The following is a 13877-nucleotide window of genomic DNA, read 5'->3' as shown; positions in this document are numbered from 1 at the left end:
AGAACAAGCCCTCGCCTGTCTGGCGAGGGTGTGTGAATCGCTGTTCCAAAAAAATAAAAACAAAGGGGCTTCACCATGGACCGTCACACCTGCACGCTCGCTACCCGACTGTTATTGGCCGGTGGCGTCATCAGCCTCTCGGCCCCCGCTTCGGCGGACTTTATCAAGGACAGCAAGGCCAGCCTCGAGCTGCGCAACTTCTACTTCAACCGCGATTTTCGCCAGGACAACGCGGCCCAGTCCAAGCAAGAGGAATGGGCCCAGGGTTTCCTGCTGCGCTACGAATCAGGCTTCACCGACGGCTTGATTGGCTTCGGTGTCGATGCCATTGGCCTGCTCGGCGTCAAACTCGATTCCAGCCCGGATCGCGCCGGTTCCGGCTTGCTGCAACGCCATCGCACCACCAGCAAAGGTGCTCAGGATGAATATGGAGAGCTGGGTGTAACCGCCAAGGTCCGCGCCTCCAAAACCACGCTGAAACTGGGCACCTTGCTGCCGAAATTGCCGACGGTGCTGGCCAACGATTCGCGGCTGTTGCCGCAGACCTTCGAGGGCGGTCAGTTGACCTCGCTGGAAGTCGAAGGCCTGACCGTGGACGGTGGACGTCTGAAGCAGGTCAACCAGCGCGATTCCTCCGACTACGAAGACATGAGCATCACCAAGACCGGCGCCAAAGGCATCATCACGCCGCAGGCCACCAGCGATAAGTTCGACTTCGCCAGCCTCAACTACAAATGGACCGGCAACCTCGCCACGGGCTACAGCTATGGTCATCTCGATAATTTGTACAGCCAGCACCTGGTCAACCTGACCTACGTGCTGCCGGTGACCGCCGGCCAGTCGTTCAAGAGTGACTTGCGCTTCGCCCGCTCCATCCACGATGGCGGCAGCAACGTCGATAACAAGGCAATCGGGGCGATGTTCACCTACTCCCTCGGCGGGCATGCGCTGGGACTCGGTTATCAGGGCATGAGCGGCGACACGGGTTTTGCTTACATCAACGGCACCGATGCGTTCCTGGTGAACTTCGTGCAGATCGGCGACTTCGCCAGCAAGGATGAAAAATCCTGGCAGGCGCGCTACGACTACAACTTCGCAGCCATGGGTGTACCGGGGCTGACCTTCATGACCCGTTACCTGACGGGCGACAACATCGACTTGGGCGGCAATCGCCCAGAGGGAAAGGAGTGGGAGCGCGATACCGATATCGGTTATGTCGTGCAGAGTGGCCCGTTGAAGAACGTTGGGGTGAAATGGCGCAATGCGACCGTGCGTTCGACTAACTTTGGCAGTGATCTGGATGAAAACCGGTTGATCGTCAGCTATAGCTTGGCGATTTGGTAACCCATTCCGCCCAACACATCACCCTGTAGGAGCGAGGCTTGCCCGCGAAAGCGTCGGCACATTCAATATTGATGTCGACTGACACTCCGTCTTCGCGAGCAAGCTTCGCTCCTACAAGGACGCGGAGCATCCGTTCCCACTCGTTAAACACATCACCCTGTAGGAGCGAGGCTTGCCCGCGAAGGCGTCGGCACATTCAATATTGATGTCGACTGACACTCGGTCTTCGCGGGCAAGCCTCGCTCCTACAGGGGCTGGGATTGTGTGGCGATGTCGGCGGTCTGCGACTCTGGCGATAGTAGGTTAAGATGCCTGCAAATCAGGCTCGCCACGAGACGCCCCGCATGACCGATAACAATCGCAACACACCCCGCCTGATCAAGAAATACCCCAATCGCCGCCTGTACGACACCCACACCAGCAGCCACTTGACCCTGGCCGACATTCGTCAATTGGTGGTCGATAAAGTCCCGTTCCAGGTGGTCGATGCCAAAAGTGGCGAGGACTTGACCCGCAGCATTCTGCTGCAAGTCATCCTGGAAGCCGAAAGTGGCGGCGAGCCGATCTTCAGCAGTGAAATGCTGATGGGCATCATCCAGTTCTACGGTCCGTACCAAGGCGTGCTTGGCAGTTACCTGGATAAAAGCATCCAGACCGTGATCGACATCCAGTCCCAGACCGGCGCCCAGTCGACCGAGGCCTGGAGCACGTTCATGCACCAGCAGGCACCGGTGATGCAGGACTTGATGCGTCAATACGTCGACCAGTCCAAAGCCCTGTACCTCAACACCCAGAACATGTTCGGCCTGTTCGGCGCCAAGCCTGCCGCCGATAACGAGCCGAAAAAAAATGGCGATGGGGAATAATCCCATCGCCATCGGTGCCGCTGGCCTGATCTGACTTACTTGTTAGCGCTGGTCGCCTTGGCGCTTGCTTCTGGAGCGGCTTTGCCGGCGGCGGCCGTCGCTGCGTCGAAGCTGCTCTGAGCCACATCCGACGCCTGTTTCACGGCTTTCTGAGCGTTTTCGAACACGCTGCCGGCATTCGCCAAACCCGACTTGAAGGCTGCAACCACTGGCTCGGAACCCGCCGGGGCATTCTTGCTGATCGACTCAACAAACTCATTCACCTGCTGGGTGCCCGCCTCAACCTGACGCTCGGTCAGTTTGGCGATGTCCGATTGCGTGCCAACGATCAGCGCTTGTACCTGACGATTGAATTCGGCCAGGCGTTCGGTCTGCGCGCTCGGCTGGGTGAACGACGCCTGCAAATCGGCGAAGCCTTGTGGATCACGTACCGCCAACAGCTTGCGAACACCTTCGAAGTGCTCTTCGGTGGAGTCGCGCAGTGCCTTGAACTGCAACTGGCTCAGTTGCTCAACGCTGGCGAAGACTTTGCCGCTGATTTGCTGCAAAAGGTCGAGGTTGGCTTTCTGAGTGGCTTGCAGTTTTTCCGAGTTGAAAAAAGACATGCTGAAATCTCCTGGTACTGGAAGGCCCATTCAGGCCTGAGGACGCGACAGCGATCCGGGCAGTCGTCGCGTTAGCCTTGATATTGCAGTGCACAAAACTGTTTGGCAACGGATATTTTGTGCAGTGCAAAATAAACGGTACTCCTCTTGTGGTTAATCCCTATAGACTTGGGAAAATCCGATGATCGGCCTAGCCATAGCTAGTCTGGCTGAAGACTCCCTCGCACTATGTCAGGAGATCACGATGGGTCAGGACGAAAATATTGCAGCGCAAGAAGAGGCGCTTTCCTCAGCGACCGGTTTGTTCGAGCACCTGAATCACCTGCAGCGTCTTAATGCTCGCAATGTGTTCGACGCCGTGCAGCAGCGCCAGGCCAAAACCTTCGCGCCGCTCAGCCAAGGCCAACTCAAACAGCCCACGGCGGCTGACTGGCAGGAATATTTCACCGACCTCGGCCAACGCAGCCTGTTGTTCTGGGACACCTTGCGCCAGCGCGGCGACAACACCCTGGCCCACGAACGTGCAGGCTTTCCGCTGTTGCTCAAGTTCGAGCATGAAACCCTGGTCAACGGCGCCGACCTGCCGCGCCCGGTCAACTACTCGCTGTTGCGCATCCTCAGCCATGAGCCCTCCATCGACGGGCAACCGCCGGTGATCATCATCGACCCACGCGGCGGTCATGGTTCGGGCATTGGCGGTTTCAAGCAGGATTCGCTGATCGGTGAAAGCCTGCGCGCCGGGCATCCCACCTACTTCATCGCCTTCAGCCATTCGCCAAGCCCCGGGCAGACCCTGGCGGACATTGTCGAGGCGCAGGCGCATTTCATCGAAGCGGTCAGCGCGCGGCATCCCGCCAGCGCCAAACCGGTGGTGATCGGCAACTGCCAGGCCGGTTGGGCACTGATGGGACTGGCCGCGACCAGACCCGAATTGCCAGGACTGATCATCGTCAATGGCGCGCCGTTGTCGTACTGGGCCGGGGTCAATGGACGCAACCCGATGCGCTACACCGGTGGTTTGCTCGGTGGCGGCTGGATGGCACGTTTGGGCAGCGACCTGGGCAACGAGCGTTTCGACGGCACTTGGCTGGTGAGCAATTTCGAAAACCTCGACCCGGCCAACACTTACTGGGGCAAGTACTACCACCTGTTCAGCGAGGTCGACACGGAAGCCGCGCGCTTCCTCGATTTCGAGCGCTGGTGGGGCAGCCCGACGCTGCTCAACAGCGAAGAAATCGAGATGATTGTCGATGACCTGTTTATCGGCAATCAGCTGTCCGGCGGTTTAGGGCGCAAGAGCAGCGGGCTCGACCTCAAGCGTATCGAAGTGCCGGTGGTGGTGTTCTGTTCCTATGGCGACAACATCACCTCTCCGCAACAGGCGCTGGACTGGATCGCAGATGTGTACCCCAGCGATCTGGCCCTGCAAAACGCCGGGCGCACCATTGTCTATCTGCGTCACGCCAGCATCGGTCACCTGGGGATTTTCGTCTCAGGCGAAGTGGCCCGGCGTGAACATCGCGAACTGCTGGGCGCGGTCGACAGCATCAACGCCCTGCCCGCCGGGCTCTATGAAATGCTGATCGACGATCTGCCCGATTCGCAATATGCCGTGCGTTTTGAAGCCCGGCGCATCGCCGATATTCATGGCGATGGGCAACCGTCTCGTGATGATGATCGCGAGTTTGCGCTGGTCGAGCGCACCTCGGACCTGAATAACACGCTGTACGACGGTTTTGTCCGTCCGTGGCTGCGCCCGTTGATCAGCGAATCCACCGCAGAATTGATCCGCAAAGCCCATCCGTTCCATCAGCAGCAAGCGCTCTGGAGCAGTTCGAACCCGGCGTTGTGGTGGCTGGCCGGCAGCGCGGCGCAGGTGCGCAATGATCGTCGCCCCGCTGCTGCCGCCAATCCATTGCTGGCCTGGCAGGCGTTGTTTTCCAATCAGATCCAGGACGCCTTGAATGGCTATCGCGATCTGCGCGATGCCACCCAGGAACTGTGTTTCTACGGCGTGTATGGCGCGCTCAACAGCTTCGCCGGCAACCCGCCGGAGCGCGATCTTCAGGCGCACGCCGATCAGTACGACAAAGTATTGCTCGAACGCCTGCAAACCGCCCTGCCCCTTGGCGGCCTGATGGAAGCCTTGGTTCGCATCCTGTTCCTGCTGGGCCGTGACAGCGATGCGGCGGGCAAGGCCAACCTGGAAAAACTGCTCGAGCAATTGCAGGTGCTGCTGCAAGACCACAGCGCCGCACCGCTGGACCTTCGCGAAACCCTGCAAACCCAGAAAATGCTGGTGCTCACTCACCCGCAAGAAAGCCTGCGCAGCCTGCCGCTGTTGCTGCCGGAAACCGAGGAACGCCAGCAGGTATTGGCGGCCGTTGCTAATTTGCTGCCGGATTTGCTGAACGAAACCGCAACCGGCCATGCCTTCTGGTGTGAGTTGCACACGCTGCTTGAAGTGCCGTTGCCGGGGTTCGACCTGACTCAGCCGCCCAGTGAAGAAGAAGTGACTGCGCAGCCCGTGCACAAAGCGACCAAGGTCAAGAAAGGTCCGAAAAAGCCTCCGGCCAAATGACCTGAAACGCAATCCCCGTAGCAGCTGCCGAGCTCGCGAGGCTGCGTTCGGCGGCGAAGCCGTCGTGAATTCAGACGACGCGGTGTATCAGGAATATCTCGCAGTCAGGTTTTTACGACGGCTGCGCCGCCGAACGCAGCCTCGCGGTGCTCGGCAGCTGCTACGTCAGATGGGTTCGGCTTCGGTTACGTCAGACCGGTTCGGCTTCTTCAACCTCAAAGGATTCATCCGCCCGGTACTGCCCCGGCGTCATGCCAAACCAGCGGTTGCACGCCTTGTTGAAACTGCTGTGGTCATGAAAACCAAGGAGATAGGCCACATGTTTCATGTTGAAGTGAGAATGGCGCAGGTAGAAGTCCGCCAGTTGCCGGCGCACCGCGTTCTGCACATCCTTGAACTGCGTACCGTCCTTTTCGAGCGAGCGTTGCAGCGTACGCTTGCTGATGTTCAGCGCGGCGGCGATGGATTCCATATCGTATTGCCCCTTGCCCTGGCTCAAACGCTCGCTGATCAAGGCGCGAATCCTGCCGACAATCGAGAAGCCAAACAGCAGGTCCAGTTGCGCTTCGGCAAAACTGTCATGCAGCACCGCCAGTGTCTCGTTGGCCATGCTCAATGGGCGCAGCACTTCCTGGCCGTCGAACAGAATGCTGTCGTAGGCCGCATCAAACTGCAGGTTGCAGCCAAACAGGCGCCGATGTTCGGACGTGTCCGCCGGTTCCGGATAACTGAACTCCACGTTCAGCGGTTGCGGCGAGTTACCGCCCGCCAGCCAGCGGCAAATGCCCATCAACGATGCGAGTGCCGCGTCGACGTATTGCCTGGGTTTGGCCGAGCCGCCCTGATGATGATCGAGGGCGGCCAGTCGATAGTTCTGCTGCTCGGCCATGAAAAACAAACTGAACCCGGTGCCGATCAACGGGCTGAAACGCACCAGCCGTTCGAGGGCACGTTTCAGGTTGAGGCTGGACATCATGGTGTAGCCGACAATCTGAAAGCTGCCGGGATGGAAGTTGCCATAGGCTTTGAGGCCGATGTCCGGATCACCGCTGGCCTGGGCCGCCAGTGTCCACAATTTATAGATCGCCCTGCGCTCGCAAAACGCTCCTGGCAGGTTCGCGAGCCTGATGTCCAGTCCAGCCTCCCGACACAGACTGGCGACATCCAGTCCTTGAGCCGAGAGCGTATTCACCAGCACGCTGGCATAGCCTGAACTCATTCTATACATGGCGTCCTCATTGACCTGTGGAACCGGACATCCTGTCCGGAGCCATTACTGATCTGCGTTGAATCAAAGAATATCGGGCCGCTCAATGGCGAGTGTTGATCCCAGTATAGGTATTCCTCGTTTTTAACCACATTTGGCACCGTTGGACACCACACCGTCACCTCACAACACTTCCCGCAGGCCCCGGCAATACCCAACAATCTCCCCATCTTGCAGCGCAAAAGAAAAAAGGGAAGAAGTCTATGAAGTCGCTTGGTCGTATTGCGTTGGTAACCGGTGGTATGGGTGGGATTGGTACGGCGATCAGTCAGCGTCTTTACAAGGAAGGCTTCAAGGTTGTGGTGGGGTGCAGCGCTGATTCCGCGCGCAAGAATGAGTGGGCCGCGACTCAGTTGGCAGCCGGGTTCGAGTTCGAGTTTGTCTACGGCGACATCACCGACTGGGAATCAACCCGCAAGGCGTTCGAAATGGTCAGGGAAACGGTCGGCCCGGTCGATGTGCTGGTCAACAATGCCGGGATAACCCGGGATGCCTCGTTTCGCAAACTCACCCACGAAGACTGGAATGCGGTAATCGGCACCAACCTGACCGGCCTGTTCAACACCACCAAACAGGTGATTGAAGGCATGTTGAGCAAAGGCTGGGGACGCGTGATCAACATCTCTTCCATCAACGGCCAGCGCGGTCAGTTCGGCCAGACCAACTACAGCGCGGCCAAGGCCGGCATCCACGGCTTCACCATGGCGCTGGCGCGGGAAGTGTCCGCCAAGGGCGTGACCGTCAACACCGTGTCGCCGGGCTACATCCAGACCAGCATGACCGCCGCCATTCGCCCGGACATCCTCGACAGCATGATCGCGGCCACGCCGGTCGGTCGCCTCGGCCAACCCGAGGAAATCGCCTCGATCGTCGCCTGGCTGGCGTCCGATGAGTCGGCCTACAGCACCGGTGCCGACTTCTCGGTCAACGGCGGCATGAACATGCAGTAACCCGCGCGGGGCATGGAGGCCCTGCTGCCGTTCGATACATTCCTGATGAGGTCACGCATGAACGAAGTCGTAATCGTTGCCGCTACTCGTACCGCCATTGGCAGCTTCCAGGGTGCCTTGTCCGCGATTCCGGCCACCGAACTGGGCGCGGCGCTGATTCGCCGCTTGCTCGAACAGACCGGGATTAACGGCGAACAGATCGATGAAGTGATCCTCGGCCAGGTGCTCAGCGCCGGTGCGGGGCAAAACCCGGCCCGCCAGACCGCGATCAAGGCCGGCCTGCCCTTCACCACACCCGCCATGACCTTGAACAAGGTCTGTGGCTCCGGGCTCAAGGCTGTGCAACTGGCCGTCCAGGCGATTCGCTGTGGCGACGCCGAGCTGGTGATCGCCGGCGGCCAGGAAAACATGAGCCTGGCGCCTTACGTCCTGCCCAAGGCCCGCACCGGTTTGCGTTTGGGCCACGCGCAATTGCAGGACAGCGTGATTCAGGACGGTTTGTGGGATGCCTTCAACGACTACCACATGGGCATCACGGCAGAGAATCTGGCGCAGAAATACAGCCTCACCCGTGAACAGCAAGATGCCTTCGCCGCCGCCTCGCAACAGAAGGCTGCGGCGGCCATTGAAGCCGGTTACTTCCAGCGCGAAATCACCCCGATCCTGATTCCCCAGCGCAACGGTGAGCCGCTGGCCTTCGACACCGATGAGCAACCGCGCCCGGACAGCAGCCTCGCGTCCCTGGGCAAACTCAAACCGGCGTTCCAGAAAGACGGCAGCGTCACCGCTGGCAACTCATCGACCCTCAACGATGGCGCCGCCGTGCTGTTGCTGGCCAGTGCCGCCAAAGCCCAGGCGCTGGGATTACCCGTGCTGGCGCGGATCAAGGCTTACGCGAGTGCCGGCGTCGACCCGTCGATCATGGGCATCGGCCCGGTGCCGGCCACCCGCCGCGTGCTGGAAAAGGCCGATTGGAGCCTTGATGATCTGGACCTGATCGAAGCCAATGAAGCCTTCGCCGCGCAGTCACTGGCGGTCGGCAAGGAACTGGGCTGGGACACCAGCAAAGTCAACGTCAACGGCGGTGCAATTGCCCTCGGCCACCCGATCGGCGCATCGGGTGCGCGGATTCTGGTGTCGCTGCTGTTTGAGCTGATCCGTCGCGATGGCCACAAAGGCTTGGCCACGTTGTGCATCGGTGGCGGTCAAGGCGTGAGCCTGGTCATCGAGCGCTAGTCACACCGAACTGCTTGCCTTAGCTACTGACGCGGCACCGTACACGGTGTCGCGCTTTTTTCTGCCCGGTTGATCTTTGTGGGCAAGGAGTTCCATGGATAACAATGCGCACACGTTCAACACTTTCTGGTCTGGCCAGGTTCCGTTCGTTGCTTCCTTTGCAGTGCAACAATTACGCCTGTGGGTCAGCACCAATCCGTGGTTTACAGGGCAGGAATACAACGACTGGTTCGACCTGCCCCGTGGCACCCTCGACAACCTGCAGTCCGACTATCAACTGCAATGGGGCGACCTCGGCCAGCGCCTGATGACCGGCCAGCCGTTCACGTTTGAGGATCGGCGTTTCGCCAGCGGTGCCTGGAGCCAACCGCTGTTTGGTTCGCTGGCGGCGTTTTACCTGCTCAACGCCGGTTTCATGCTGAAGCTGCTGGACAAGCTGCCGATCAAGGACAAAAAACCGCGTCAGCGCCTGCTGTACCTGGTCGAGCAAGCCATCGCTGCCGGGGCGCCGAGCAACTTCCTCGTCAGTAACCCGGATGCCTTGCAACGGGTGGCCGACACCCATGGCGCCAGCCTGATCACGGGGATGCTGCACCTGGCCAACGACCTGCAAGAAGGCAAGATGCGCCAGTGCGACAGCAATGCATTCAAGGTCGGCGTGGATTTGGCCACCACCCCCGGCGAAGTGGTGTTCGAGAACGAACTGTTCCAGCTGATCCAGTACTACCCGCAAACCGAAACCCAGTACCGGCGCCCGGTGTTCGTGGTGCCGCCGTCGATCAACAAGTATTACATCCTCGATTTGCGCCCCGACAACTCAATGATCGGTCACCTGTTGCAGCAAGGGCATCCGGTATTCCTGATGTCCTGGCGCAACTTCGACCAGGCACATGCCAGCACCACGTGGGACGATCTGATCGAAACCGGCATCATCAAAGGCCTGCAAGTCACCCGCGACATCAGCGGCGAGCAACGACCCAATTGCGTCGGCTTCTGCATCGGCGGCACGTTGTTAAGCACGGCGCTGGCGGTACTGGCCGCGCGCGGTGATAAAGACATCGCCAGCGTCAGCCTGCTGACCACTTTCCTCGATTACCTCGACACCGGCCCCATCGACATCTTCGTCGACGAACAACTGGTGGCTTACCGCGAGCGCACCATCGGCGGGAAGGACGGCCCGATCGGCCTGTTCAAGGGCGAGGACATGGGCAATACCTTCTCGCTGCTGCGGCCCAATGATTTGTGGTGGAACTACAACGTCGACAAATACCTCAAGGGCCTGAAGCCGACTGCCCTGGACCTGTTGTTCTGGAACAACGACAGCACCAACCTGCCCGGCCCGATGTACTGCTGGTATTTGCGCCACACCTACCTGCAGAACGACCTGAAATCCGGTGAGCTGGATTGCTGCGGCGTCAAACTCGACCTGCGGGCCATCGAGGCGCCGGCGTACATCCTCGCCACCCACGACGACCATATCGTGCCGTGGAGAAGCGCCTACGCCAGCACCGAATTGCTCGGTGGCACCAAACGTTTCGTGCTCGGGGCCTCGGGGCATATCGCCGGGGTGATCAACCCGCCGGCCAATCAGAAACGTCACTACTGGACCAACAACCGCGTGACCAAAAAACCGGACACCTGGTTCATGAATGCCCAGCAACATCCCGGTAGCTGGTGGAACGACTGGTTCGTCTGGCTGGCCGAACACGCCGGCGAACGCCAGCCTTCGGCGCTGCACACCGGTAATGTGCAATACCCGGCGCTGGAATCGGCACCGGGGCGCTATGTGATGCAATGATCCGCCACCCTGCGCGATAGATGACCATCGCGCAGGGCTCGCAGACAGCACAAAACACAGCACACCCACTCAATATCCCCGCCCGAATCTGCGCAACCATAAGCCTTCACTCACTCCCGTAAGGACCTCGTGATGGCCATTGCAAAAGCAGTTCCCGGCAAAACCCTGCTCACCCCTACCGATCACACCTTGATCATGATCGATCACCAGTCGCAGATGTCCTTTGCGACCAAGTCCATCGATGCCGTGACCCTGCGCAATAACGCCGCACTGGTGGCCAAGGCTGCTCGCGGCTTCAAGGTTTCGACCATTCTCACCACCGTCGCCGAGAAGAGTTTTTCCGGGCCGATCTTCGACGAAATCAAGTCGGTGTTCCCGGAACACAACGTGATCGACCGCACCAGCATGAACACCTGGGAAGACGAGCGCATCGCGGTTGAAGTCAACAAGTTCGGCAAACAGAAAATCGTCCTCGCCGGTCTGTGGACGTCCGTGTGCATCGTCGGCCCGGCACTGTCGGCTATCGATCAGGGTTACGAGGTGTACTTCATCGCCGATGCTTGTGGCGACGTGTCCATCGAAGCCCATGACATGGCGATTCAACGCATGATCCAGCTCGGCGCGCGGCCGATGACTTCGTTGCAATACCTGCTGGAACTGCAACGTGACTGGGCTCGCACCGAGACCTACGAAGAAACCGTGAAAACCTCTATAGCCAACGGCGGCTCGTATGGTCTGGGGCTGATCTACGCGAAAACCATGTTCGGCGCGTCCGAAGGTCATTAAGCATTAACAGCGACTGCGTGATTGTTCGCGCAGTCGCTGCCCCTCGTGGTGATCGAACGATGATGCCTTCTTCGCTAAATCACAGCCTGTGGTGTCGATACTGTTCGCCGGTCATGGGATCGGGTTTCACACGGATCAAAATGTAGGAGCGAGGCTTGCCCGCGAAGACGGTGGCACATTCAACATCGCCGTGTCACACAGACCGCTTTCGCGGGCAAGCCTCGCTCCTACAAGGGGTTCGGCTGCGGTTTCACACCGACCAAAATGTGGGAGCGGGCTTGCTCGCGAAAGCGGCTCTCCAGGCAATATCTCTGTCGACTGATACTCCGCCATCGCGAGCAAGCTCGCTCCCACAGGGGAACTGCGGCGGTCGCAGGATTGGGTTTCACACAGATCAAAATGTAGGAGCGAGGCTTGCCCGCGAAGACGGTGGCACATTCAACATCGTCGTGTCAGACAAACCGCTTTCGCGGGCAAGCCTCGCTCCTACAAGGGGTTCGGCTGCGGTCGCGGGATTGGGTTTTACGCAGGACCAAATGTGGGAATGGCTGCGGCCACAAGATTGGGTTTTTCGCAGGACCAAATGTGGGAGCGAGCTTGCTCGCGATGGCGGTAGGTCAGGCAACATGGCTGTCGACTGACACTCCCCCTTCGCGAGCAAGCCCGCTCCCACCGGTTTGGCCCTGTATTGAATCCAGGGCCGGTGATCGTTCGCTTATTTGACCTGGCGCTGCGGGGCCTTGTGCACCATGGTGTAGGCGTAGTCCACGCCCATGCCGTAGGCGCCGCTGTGTTCGCGTACCAGTTCCATCACGGCGTCATAGGTTTCCTTGTGAGCCCAGTCGCGTTGGTATTCGAGCAGTACTTGTTGCCAGGTCACCGGCACCGCGCCGGCCTGGATCATCCGTTGCACGGACATGTCGTGGGCTTCCTTGGTGGTTCCGCCGGACGCGTCGGTGACGATGTACACCTCGTAGCCTTCAGCCAGGGCTTCCAGCGCCGGGAAGTTCAGGCAGACCTCAGTCCACAGTGCCGCCATGATCAGCTTTTTTCGCCCGGTGGCTTTGACCGCGGCGACCAGCGCCTTGTCTTCCCAGGAGTTCATCGAGGTGCGCTCGATTGGCTGTTGTTCCGGGAACACACCAAGCAATTCCGGCCAGATGAAACCGCTGAAGCTTTCGGTTTCCACCGAGGTCAGGATGGTCGGCACGTTAAAGATCTTCGCCGTCTTGGCCAGGGCCACGGTGTTGTTCTTCAGGGTCTGGCGATCAATCGATTGCACGCCGAAGGACATCTGCGGCTGGTGGTCGATCAGGATCAGGGCGGAGTTGGTTGGGTTGAGCAATTCACGGATGGACATGGCGAGTTCCTTTTGATGTCGATGAGTTCTGTTTAATGGGTTAGTCGCTGTTTGTTGGCGGCTTGGTTGCTAATTTAGGCGCTAGTCATAAAAGGAACAATTCCCTAAAATCGGGAATCATTGATTCCAAATTGGGGACAATCCTTGGATCGTATCGAATGCATGCGCGCGTTTATCGTGACCGTCGGTGAAAACGGCTTCGCTGCCGCAGCCCGGGCGATGGATGTACCGCGCTCTAAAGTCAGCAAACAGATTCAGGCACTGGAAGAGGCGATCGGCGTGCAATTGCTGCAACGCACCACCCGCAGCCTGCACCTGACCGAGGCCGGCGCCGAGTATTACGATGCAGCGCGGGAGCTGATCGCCTCGTTGGATGAAGCCGAACAACGGGCCCGTGATGGCGTCGGTGAATTGCGTGGCGTGCTGCGGATCAACGCGCCGATGTCCTTCGGGTTGCGGCGTCTCGGGCCGCTGATCCCGGTGTTCCATGAGCTGCACCCGAACATAGAGTTGCAACTGGTGCTGAGTGATCAGCAAGTGGACCCGGTGCGCGGCGGTTTCGACGTAACGCTGCGGATTGCGAGCATGCCCGACTCATCCATGGTCGCCCGCCTGCTGGCCCCGGCGCCGCGCATCATGGTGGCCTCGCCGGCCTACCTGAAACGTGCCGGCACGCCACACGTGCCCAAGGACCTGACCCACCATCAATGCTTGAACTACGGCTATCTGCAAAGCGGCGTCAGCCTGCAATTGAGCAACGGCAAGGACACGCAACGGGTCAACGTCACCGGGCCGTTGCACGCCAACAACGGCGACTTGCTCGCCCAGGCCGCCGAAGCCGGCATGGGCATCGCCCTGCTCCCGGATTTCATTCTCGAAGAGGCCCTGGCGGCGGGTCGACTGGTGTCGGTGCTGTGCGAATGGCAGGCGCCGCCGATCACCATCAACGCGGTCTACCCGTCAGCGCGACGCGTGCCGCAGAAGACCCGCACGTTTATTGATTTCCTGATCAAGGAATTGGCACCACGATCAGACTGAAGCAAGCGCCCAGCACCGATTTGTCGCGTGAATGCCGTCTGCTATT

At 59.6% G+C, this 13877-nt stretch carries 11 protein-coding genes; 8 read left to right on the top strand and 3 right to left on the bottom strand.

Annotated elements, in window-relative coordinates:
* Window positions 1-75: 75 nt before the first annotated feature.
* Together ACIOYV_RS03815 and phaR are read left to right on the top strand one after the other, a co-directional pair.
* Window positions 76-1344, top strand: coding sequence for an OprD family porin (locus tag ACIOYV_RS03815; protein ID WP_401320947.1), 1269 nt, complete (start codon window positions 76-78; stop codon window positions 1342-1344).
* 344 nt (window positions 1345-1688) lie between these two features.
* On the top strand, window positions 1689-2210 hold the full coding sequence (gene phaR / locus ACIOYV_RS03810) for a polyhydroxyalkanoate synthesis repressor PhaR (RefSeq protein ID WP_054045976.1): 522 nt from the start codon (window positions 1689-1691) through the stop codon (window positions 2208-2210).
* Window positions 2211-2245: 35 nt separating this feature from the next.
* Here phaR and phaP read toward each other — a convergent pair whose 3' ends face one another.
* On the bottom strand, window positions 2246-2815 hold the full coding sequence (gene phaP / locus ACIOYV_RS03805; RefSeq protein WP_401320944.1) for a TIGR01841 family phasin: 570 nt from the start codon (window positions 2813-2815) through the stop codon (window positions 2246-2248).
* 244 nt (window positions 2816-3059) lie between these two features.
* Between phaP and ACIOYV_RS03800 the strand changes: the two genes are divergently transcribed.
* The gene (locus ACIOYV_RS03800; protein WP_401320941.1) at window positions 3060-5396 is read left to right on the top strand and encodes a DUF3141 domain-containing protein; all 2337 of its coding nucleotides are present in this window, start codon (window positions 3060-3062) and stop codon (window positions 5394-5396) included.
* A gap of 190 nt (window positions 5397-5586) precedes the next feature.
* Here ACIOYV_RS03800 and ACIOYV_RS03795 read toward each other — a convergent pair whose 3' ends face one another.
* Window positions 5587-6624, bottom strand: coding sequence for an AraC family transcriptional regulator (locus ACIOYV_RS03795; protein WP_401320940.1), 1038 nt, complete (start codon window positions 6622-6624; stop codon window positions 5587-5589).
* Window positions 6625-6866: 242 nt separating this feature from the next.
* Between ACIOYV_RS03795 and phbB the strand changes: the two genes are divergently transcribed.
* From phbB to ACIOYV_RS03775, 4 genes are all read left to right on the top strand, one after another.
* Complete coding sequence (gene phbB / locus ACIOYV_RS03790; protein WP_401320937.1) at window positions 6867-7613, top strand: acetoacetyl-CoA reductase; 747 nt, start codon at window positions 6867-6869, stop codon at window positions 7611-7613.
* Window positions 7614-7670: 57 nt separating this feature from the next.
* Window positions 7671-8849 (top strand): acetyl-CoA C-acetyltransferase, encoded by a 1179-nt coding sequence (locus ACIOYV_RS03785; protein ID WP_401320934.1) that lies wholly within the window; start codon window positions 7671-7673, stop codon window positions 8847-8849.
* A 94-nt stretch (window positions 8850-8943) separates the two neighbouring features.
* Window positions 8944-10647: a class I poly(R)-hydroxyalkanoic acid synthase gene (phaC, locus tag ACIOYV_RS03780; RefSeq protein WP_401320932.1), complete on the top strand. Its 1704-nt coding sequence runs from the start codon at window positions 8944-8946 to the stop codon at window positions 10645-10647.
* A 132-nt stretch (window positions 10648-10779) separates the two neighbouring features.
* On the top strand, window positions 10780-11433 hold the full coding sequence (locus ACIOYV_RS03775; protein WP_401320930.1) for a hydrolase: 654 nt from the start codon (window positions 10780-10782) through the stop codon (window positions 11431-11433).
* 715 nt (window positions 11434-12148) lie between these two features.
* Here ACIOYV_RS03775 and ACIOYV_RS03770 read toward each other — a convergent pair.
* The gene (locus ACIOYV_RS03770; protein ID WP_054045991.1) at window positions 12149-12793 is read right to left on the bottom strand and encodes a hydrolase; all 645 of its coding nucleotides are present in this window, start codon (window positions 12791-12793) and stop codon (window positions 12149-12151) included.
* Between the two features lie 144 nt (window positions 12794-12937).
* Here ACIOYV_RS03770 and ACIOYV_RS03765 point away from each other — a divergent pair, with 144 nt between their 5' ends.
* Complete coding sequence (locus ACIOYV_RS03765) at window positions 12938-13831, top strand: LysR substrate-binding domain-containing protein (protein WP_401320927.1); 894 nt, start codon at window positions 12938-12940, stop codon at window positions 13829-13831.
* Window positions 13832-13877: the final 46 nt, after the last annotated feature.

The sequence above is a fragment of the Pseudomonas sp. NPDC087342 genome, from assembly GCF_044744265.1.
In the GTDB taxonomy this organism is placed as follows: Bacteria; Pseudomonadota; Gammaproteobacteria; order Pseudomonadales; family Pseudomonadaceae; genus Aquipseudomonas; species Aquipseudomonas nunensis.
The sequence above is the reverse complement of the archived record's forward strand: the minus strand, read 5'-3'. Positions and strand labels throughout refer to the sequence as shown.

Excerpts from the sequence above, each read along its gene's own strand:
- ACIOYV_RS03815 (WP_401320947.1), top strand. The coding sequence starts at position 76 with ATGGACCGTCACACCTGCACGCTCGCTACCCGACTGTTATTGGCCGGT.
- phaR (WP_054045976.1), top strand. The coding sequence starts at position 1,689 with ATGACCGATAACAATCGCAACACACCCCGCCTGATCAAGAAATACCCC.
- phaP (WP_401320944.1), bottom strand. The coding sequence starts at position 2,815 with ATGTCTTTTTTCAACTCGGAAAAACTGCAAGCCACTCAGAAAGCCAAC.
- ACIOYV_RS03800 (WP_401320941.1), top strand. The coding sequence starts at position 3,060 with ATGGGTCAGGACGAAAATATTGCAGCGCAAGAAGAGGCGCTTTCCTCA.
- ACIOYV_RS03795 (WP_401320940.1), bottom strand. The coding sequence starts at position 6,624 with ATGTATAGAATGAGTTCAGGCTATGCCAGCGTGCTGGTGAATACGCTC.
- phbB (WP_401320937.1), top strand. The coding sequence starts at position 6,867 with ATGAAGTCGCTTGGTCGTATTGCGTTGGTAACCGGTGGTATGGGTGGG.
- ACIOYV_RS03785 (WP_401320934.1), top strand. The coding sequence starts at position 7,671 with ATGAACGAAGTCGTAATCGTTGCCGCTACTCGTACCGCCATTGGCAGC.
- phaC (WP_401320932.1), top strand. The coding sequence starts at position 8,944 with ATGGATAACAATGCGCACACGTTCAACACTTTCTGGTCTGGCCAGGTT.
- ACIOYV_RS03775 (WP_401320930.1), top strand. The coding sequence starts at position 10,780 with ATGGCCATTGCAAAAGCAGTTCCCGGCAAAACCCTGCTCACCCCTACC.
- ACIOYV_RS03770 (WP_054045991.1), bottom strand. The coding sequence starts at position 12,793 with ATGTCCATCCGTGAATTGCTCAACCCAACCAACTCCGCCCTGATCCTG.